Source organism: Rhizobium sp. UFLA01-1127 (assembly GCF_059803845.1).
In genome coordinates, this window is the sequence record NZ_JAUQTZ010000214.1 from 1 (window position 1) to 7214 (window position 7214).

Annotated in this window: 8 protein-coding genes and 1 pseudogene; 7 read left to right on the top strand and 2 right to left on the bottom strand. The window is 58.3% G+C overall.

All coding sequences use genetic code 11. The features are described from left to right. Positions 1–379: 379 nt before the first annotated feature. Positions 380–570 (top strand): annotated as a pseudogene (locus Q4Q11_RS30145) (hypothetical protein); the annotation flags it as partial. 38 nt (positions 571–608) lie between these two features. Here the strand turns inward: Q4Q11_RS30145 and gfa are convergent. Next, positions 609–1181, bottom strand: a complete 573-nt coding sequence (gene gfa / locus Q4Q11_RS30150) for an S-(hydroxymethyl)glutathione synthase (RefSeq protein WP_498571768.1) — start codon at positions 1179–1181, stop codon at positions 609–611. Between the two features lie 165 nt (positions 1182–1346). Then, on the bottom strand, positions 1347–2453 hold the full coding sequence (locus Q4Q11_RS30155; protein ID WP_498571769.1) for an alcohol dehydrogenase catalytic domain-containing protein: 1107 nt from the start codon (positions 2451–2453) through the stop codon (positions 1347–1349). A 140-nt stretch (positions 2454–2593) separates the two neighbouring features. On the opposite strand from Q4Q11_RS30155, the gene Q4Q11_RS30160 reads away from it, so the two are divergent. From Q4Q11_RS30160 to Q4Q11_RS30185, 6 genes are all read left to right on the top strand, one after another. Beyond that, the gene (locus Q4Q11_RS30160; RefSeq protein WP_498571770.1) at positions 2594–2944 is read left to right on the top strand and encodes a DoxX family protein; all 351 of its coding nucleotides are present in this window, start codon (positions 2594–2596) and stop codon (positions 2942–2944) included. A gap of 56 nt (positions 2945–3000) precedes the next feature. Further along, entirely contained in the window at positions 3001–3618 is a 618-nt protein-coding gene (locus Q4Q11_RS30165) for a TetR/AcrR family transcriptional regulator (protein ID WP_183938665.1), read from the top strand. Between the two features lie 401 nt (positions 3619–4019). Continuing rightward, positions 4020–4874 carry a hypothetical protein gene (locus tag Q4Q11_RS30170; protein WP_498571771.1) on the top strand — a complete coding sequence of 285 codons (855 nt, stop codon included), beginning with the start codon at positions 4020–4022 and terminating at the stop codon, positions 4872–4874. Between the two features lie 52 nt (positions 4875–4926). After that, positions 4927–5478 (top strand): YceI family protein, encoded by a 552-nt coding sequence (locus tag Q4Q11_RS30175; RefSeq protein WP_498571772.1) that lies wholly within the window; start codon positions 4927–4929, stop codon positions 5476–5478. Between the two features lie 459 nt (positions 5479–5937). Further along, on the top strand, positions 5938–7065 hold the full coding sequence (locus Q4Q11_RS30180) for an S-(hydroxymethyl)glutathione dehydrogenase/class III alcohol dehydrogenase (RefSeq protein ID WP_498571773.1): 1128 nt from the start codon (positions 5938–5940) through the stop codon (positions 7063–7065). A 30-nt stretch (positions 7066–7095) separates the two neighbouring features. Further along, a partial coding sequence (locus Q4Q11_RS30185; protein WP_498571774.1) for a hypothetical protein occupies positions 7096–7214 on the top strand: 119 nt, incomplete at its 3' end.

The window sequence follows — 7214 nt, forward strand, 5'->3', positions numbered from 1 at the left end:
GAGCCGGAATAATCGCTACAGATGCGAGGGCGGTTCACCGGTCAGGCCGTCAATGCGCATGGAAAATCGCGCTTACGGCCGAACTGCGAAAACGGATGTTGTCAAGCATCAGGCTTTCCACTCCGGCCATTCCGGAAAACGCGATGCGGGAAGACAATATGCGGGCGCGAATGGCAATGCAGATGATGGATGACGACGGCGAGATCATCACGACAGAGACGATCGCCGATCTGGTGAAAGTGACAAAAGGGGATCTATGGCATGGCAATGCCTATCGTGCCCATGACGAAATCACGGACTTGCTACTCGACGCAGAAGGCACAGACACGGACTATCCGAACATGCGCGAGTTCCTGACGGCTATCGGAGAATTCCATTCAAGAAGCAGCAGATGCAGTGGAGCAGGACCGGCGCGCATCTTCTGCTTCAAACCCGCACCCAGACTCTTGACGGCTCCCTGCGTTCAACCTTCCGGCATGGTATCCTGGCATGGCCAACGACAACCAAAACCCGCGACGAAATAGCCCGTGCAGCCTGGCCACCCCACAAATCCTCATGCTCCCCGTGTAGCGGTGAGTGGGAGCCGGAGCAAGTCCGGCTCTTTGCACTTAAGCCGCCAAGGTTCCGTTTTTCTTTGCCGTCCAGGTGGCGATGTAATCCATCAGGCCAGGAGAGAGACAGTCGTAAGGTGTAAGGCCCAGCTCGGTCAGGCGCTCACGGATTGCATTCATTTGCGAGGGGTCATATCCGGCTTCGATGATTGAGGACACGAAGGCCGCAAATCCGGGTTCGGCCCATCCTTCTTCTTCGAAGCGTTCAGGATGAATGAAGGACAAGCCCTTGAACGGATGATCCCGCTCCACCGGCCCATACATATGAACACCGCACTCCTTGCAGGCATGTCGCCGAATCAAGGCACTTGCATCGGCGATCGCGAGCTTATCGCCGTTTTCAACGACTTCCACAGCTTCCGTAGGTGCGACCGCCACGATGGAGAAATTTGCCCCCACCGGTTTCCAGCATTTGGTGCAGCCGCAGGCATGATTATGGGCAATATCGCCCTTAATCTTCACCTTAACCGGGTTCGTGGTGCACTCGCAAACGAGCGTGCCTCCGGTAAAGGAGGCACCGCCCTTCCCCAATCCCCGATCGACATGGGGGTGTATGCCGACATTTGCCATTGCTTCTTCCTCCTATTTGGCCGGACACCAAGCCCGGCCTTCAGAATGGCAGGCGACCGACGAGCAATTCGGTCGCTGCGCATGCCAACTCAAATCGGCGACCAAAGGGGTATCCCCCGAGCCGCTGGACGGTGATCCGGTGGGTATAGGCCGATTGGAACTCCGTTACAGTTCGACGGCGTAGTAGGTGAAGCCGCCTTCATCCTTCCCGACACCGGAAATGGCTTCATTGATCTTCTCCAGCGGCCACACCATCGGCGACATGACCGACATGTCGATGATCCCGGCTTCGACCATCGCCGCAATCTCCATACCTTCTGCGGCCGTGAACCAAACCGAGCCGATCAATTCCATCTGCTCGTCCATCCACCATTTGACGTCGACGGGCAGAGCTCCCGATGTGCCACCAATGTTGACGATGCGACCTCCCCTTTTTACGCCACTCATAGCGTCCAGCATCGAGTCGAGTGGCGCCTTGGCGCCGAGCGTATCGAGCATCAAGTCCGCACCGCTTCCGTTCGTCTGTTCCTTGACGAAGGCTCCCGATGATCCCTTTGCATTGGAGAAGGTAACGATGCGATCCGGTGCGATCGATTTCAGCCGTTCGAGTAGCGCCTCGCCCCTGGCCACGGCATAAATCTTCGCAACACCCATCGCCAACGCGAACAGCGTCGCACCCAGGCCCAGCGTTCCGGTGGCGCCGTTGATGATCAGCGTCTTGCCCATCAACGGACCGCATTTCTTGAGGGCGGCGTAGGACGTACCGAGGTAACCCATGCGGGAACCTTGGACGAACGTCATGTTGTCGGGGATTTTGATGACCTGGGCCTGTGGGGCGACCATGAATTCGCCGAAACCGCCATAAGGGTAGCGGGCGAACATCTCCATGCTTTTGGGATTGTATCCGAAGTATCCTCCCAGGGTCCAATATTCGCAGGCTTGCGGCCTGCCCGAAGAGCAATGATGGCAGGCGCCGCAAAATCGGCCCGGGTTCACGTAGACCCGGTCGCCCGGCTTGATACTGACAACTTGGGGACCGACCTCGTGAACCACACCGCTCGGATCGAGACCGTGAATCGCGGGCCGTGGCGGCAGCGGCATTTGCGGATACCAAGTCTCCCAGTTAGCCAAAACATTTGCGAGGTTCGGAACCATTCCGCAGGCTTTTACTCGGACGATCACGTCGCTCCCGGTGGCCTTCGGACGCTCGACCTCGTCAATGCTCATCGGCTGACCCACGGCGTGGAGCCGCGCGGCACGCATCATTTCCATCGGTATTCCTCCCAAACTCAAAGATTGCCTCGTATTGACATACCATTTGGATTGTGAATACCGTTTAGTATCTTAAAAGGCAAGCGGGGAATGCAACTATCCTCGCGGACCCGGCAGAGGCCCGGCGTCAAGGAGGAGAAATGGATTTCGTTTTGGTTGACTGGCTCCGCATTCTCTGCGGCGTCTGGTTCATTCCCCACCTCGTTGGCAAGGGCCTCCACCGTGAGAAGGCCGGCGAAACATTCGAAGCGGCGGGCTTCAAGCCCGGAAGGCTGTTCGTGGTGCTTACCATAATTGTCGAGACGTGCGCGGCTGTCGGAATGATTTTTTCCGTGTATCCCAGAGTTGCAGCCGTGTGCGGTGGTTTGGTATTGCTCGGGGCCGGATACGCGGTCGTGAAGATCAACGGCCTGAATTGGCGCTGGCAGAAGATGGGTCCGGAATATCCAGTCTTTTGGGCGCTCATTTGTCTGCTAACAGCTCTTGTATGACCGCTGCATTTTGGGGTACGCCTCGGTGTCTGGATACGCGAGAACAGGAATTGCGAATGGCACGGCTGACACGTGAGCAAAGTCAGGCTCGTACGAAAGAGAAGCTTCTAGCGTCCGCTTATGAAGTCATGGCACGATACGGCTACGCTGGGGCTTCGATTGAGCGGATCGCCGAGGAAGCCGGCTATTCGAAGGGGGCGTTCTACTCGAACTTTGCCAATAAGGAAGACATCTTCCTGCAGCTCCTTGCCGGCAATGCCGGCGGCGACGTGGTTCAACTGACGGAACTTCTCGGGAACTGTGATGATCCCATGGAGCTCATTGACGTTCTCGCGACATGGGCGAACAACCGCGGAGATGACCGACGGTGGGGAATGCTGGCGATCGAGCTGCTGCGCATGGCACAGCATGATCACACACTGGGAGATCGTCACATCAAGCTGTTCCGGGATCAATGGGAGGGGGTCGGCAAGATCCTCATCGACAAGTTGGATCTCGTCATGCAGTCCCCTGCGAACCCGTTCTATATCGGCGGTATCGTTCTCGAGCTCACCTATGGCGGTATTTCGAGCTTCCTCAAGGAGGGAGCCCCTGGAGACATGGTCCGGGTCGTTTTACGAGACATGTATCGGTCGTCGCGAGCAACCAAGTCTGGCGTCCCGGTAAAGGCCTGATGGGGACCATCATGCCATACGGCATGACAAACGCACGGCTGTACCGTTAGTCGCCGCGCGCTCTTAACGTCTCAACAATCTATCGATCAGGACAGCCGGCACGCAGCGGGGCGAGAACCCGCTTTTGCGTCCATAGCGCGCTTGACATCCAAAAATTCAGAGACTAGCCTTCATCCAGAAACCAGATAGTATGTGAAAACTATTTGGTATCCAAACTGGAAGTGGCGACCGCTGTTGAGGAGCATGCGGTTATGGGGGGGGACTATGAGCAAAAGTAGGATGACAGCGATCTGTCGGAGCAAGCAAACCGGACGCTAAAGCGCCGGCTGCTTTGGTGCCGCATGTCACGCGCTAGCGGACCGGGCACCGCAGAATACCTGTCGCAATTCGGAAAACGTCGCATGCTTGGATTTGGCAACTCTCCGCAGGAGGCGCTGGCCGCGTCTCTGCTCGTCATGGTGCTCGTCGGCATTTTCGCGTCGGGCCTGATGCGCTGGCGCCGCCTGGTGCGCCTTACTGACCTCCTAATGCCTGCCGCATTGCTGGCAGCCTATTGGCTTGTCTACAACAAAGTGCCGGCTTTTCCGCCTGTCGGGGCGGTCAACAAGCTGTTCTACGTGATTGTTATCGGGACGGCAGTGGGGTTTGCGGTCGAGATCGCCGCCCAACGCGCGGTTCGAGTTGTGTCCCTTTTTCAGCCGGTGGCGGCTGCATTCTATATTGGCCTGCCCCGCTTGGGAGTGGCGACGTGGGAAGTGGTGACTGCTGCGACGGCCGGCGTGGCCATAATGTGGCTCATCTTGCGCGGGACGTCGGTTCGCGCGGAGGATGACGTAAAGCGGGGCGGCGTCGTTGCCGTGCTTGCGCTCGGCTTCGCGCCGATAGCCCTTCTCGGCGCATCGTCCTCCTCGTTTCAGCTCTGTCTGATGTTCGCAGCCGGTTGCCTGGGAATTCTCCTGGTACACATCGTCAACCCCGTTTTCCGCTTTGGCGGCGCCTCATCGATCGGCGCGTTGGGTGGACTGATTTCCGTCGCTTTCACCGTGGTGTTGATCACGCGCAAAGCCGATCCCGTCGCCATTGCGATCCTCGGCCTCTGCGTCGTGCTGCCAGTGTTCTCGGAGGGTATCTGCCGGATGCTCGGCGTATCCCGGCAGTTTCCGCGCCTTTTCGTCCATGTCGCCCTGGCTGTGCTTCCGGCCGCGTTGGCGGTCGCGGTCGCGTTCCTGGACTATGGATCGAGTTTTCCAGCTTAACCTGAGGAGGAGAATGAGAATGAAATATAGACTTGCAGCTTTGTTGCTTTCGATGACGTCGCTCGCCGGGGCAGTGTCGCCCGCTTGGGCCACCAAGTTCGACATCGACCCCGTGCATTCGGGAATCGCGTTTTACATCGATCACCTGGGCTTCTCGAAAGTGATTGGGGTCGCGCAGGAATTCTCAGGCGCTTTCGACTTCGACGCCACGAAGCCCGAGGGAAGCAGCCTTGATGTCAAGGTCAAGGTCGGTTCGATCTCGACGAACAACAAGCAACGCGACGGCGACATCCAGGGTGCTGATTGGTTCAATGCGACGGAATTTCCGGAAATCACCTTCGTCGGCAAGGAGTTCAAGAAGACCTCCGACACCACGGGCCAAATTACTGGCGACCTAACGATTGCGGGCGTCACGAAATCCACTGCGCTGGATGTCAAGTTCAATAAGGAAGGCCAGAACCCGTGGGACAAGAGCCACGTTGTCGGCTTCAGCGCGACAACTAAGGTCAAGCGGAGCGATTTCGGCATGAAGGCAGCACTTGGGATGATCGGTGACGATGTCGATCTCGTGATCCAGGTGGAAGGCCGCGAGCACCAAGGCTGATTAAACGCAATCCCGACCGCAGGGTCATTTCGTGAGAAAGGTACCGTCGCTGTCGCAGACGGTACCTTTTCTGTTTAGGCGCATCAGAAAACGCTTTGCCCAGAACAAATAGCCGCTTCACCGGTCGCTTCGCAGCTTCCATAGTCGCCCGGCGCGGGGGTGGCGGCCGGGTGAAATTTCCAACTATTTCGGATACTTTTTAGTATGCAAATTCTAATCAGTATGTTAACGAAGATCCATGCGGTTGGAGGGCGGAGATAAAACCGTAAGCGCGCATCGGGAGGATCTGTCAATGCTTTCGCCTGCAATCTCGCACGTTTGCGGTACACCCGCGCGGCCAAGTTCGCCCATTTGCGGACCGCGAACCTTCAGCCGACGCACTCCTTATTCTTCCGCGACCTGACACTCGCAATCAAGGCCGCACCGCGGCAATTCTGGCAATCATCGAAAGGAAATCTAATGGACGTACGCGCCGCCGTAGCCGTTGCCGCCGGTAAACCGCTGGAAGTCATGACCGTTCAGCTTGAGGGGCCGAAGGCCGGTGAAGTGCTGATCGAGGTTAAGGCGACCGGCATCTGCCATACCGATGATTTCACCTTGTCGGGTGCCGATCCAGAAGGCTTGTTCCCGGCGATCCTCGGCCATGAGGGCGCCGGCATCGTCGTCGATGTCGGTCCGGGGGTGACCTCGGTCAGGAAGGGCGATCACGTCATTCCGCTTTATACGCCCGAATGCCGCGAGTGCCCCTCGTGCCTGTCGCGCAAGACCAACCTGTGCACGGCGATCCGCTCGACCCAGGGCCAGGGGTTGATGCCGGACGGCACCTCGCGCTTCTCGATCGGCAAGGACAAGATCCATCACTATATGGGCTGCTCGACCTTCGCCAATTATACGGTGCTGCCGGAGATTGCCGTTGCCAAGGTCAATCCCGACGCCCCCTTCGACAAGATCTGCTATATCGGCTGCGGCGTGACGACGGGCATCGGTGCGGTCATCAACACCGCCAAGGTGGAGATGGGGGCAACCGCGATCGTCTTCGGTCTCGGCGGCATCGGCCTCAACGTCATTCAGGGCCTGAGGCTTGCCGGCGCCGACATGATCATCGGCGTCGATCTCAACAACGACAAGAAGGCCTGGGGCGAGCGCTTCGGCATGACGCATTTCGTCAATCCGAAGGAAGTGGGCGACGATATCGTGCCCTATCTCGTCAACATGACGAAGCGCGGGGCCGACCAGATCGGCGGCGCCGACTATACCTTCGATTGCACCGGCAATACCAAGGTGATGCGCCAGGCACTGGAGGCAAGCCATCGCGGCTGGGGCAAGTCGGTGGTCATCGGCGTTGCCGGCGCCGGCCAGGAGATCTCGACGCGTCCGTTCCAGCTGGTGACCGGCCGCTCGTGGGTGGGGACTGCCTTCGGCGGCGCGCGCGGCCGCACCGATGTTCCGAAGATCGTCGACTGGTACATGGAAGGCAAGATCCAGATCGATCCGATGATCACCCACACCATGCCGCTTGAAGACATCAACAAGGGCTTCGAACTTATGCATTCCGGAAAGAGCGTCAGGGGCGTCGTCATCTACTGACGATCAGCAACTTTCTAAGAGGGGAATTACATGATCATTGGATCACCACGAGAACGGCTTGAGGGGGAAGCACGCGTCGCGATGACGCCGGACAGCGCCACCCAGCTTCAGAAACTCGGATATCAATGTGCCATCGAAACCGGGGCCGG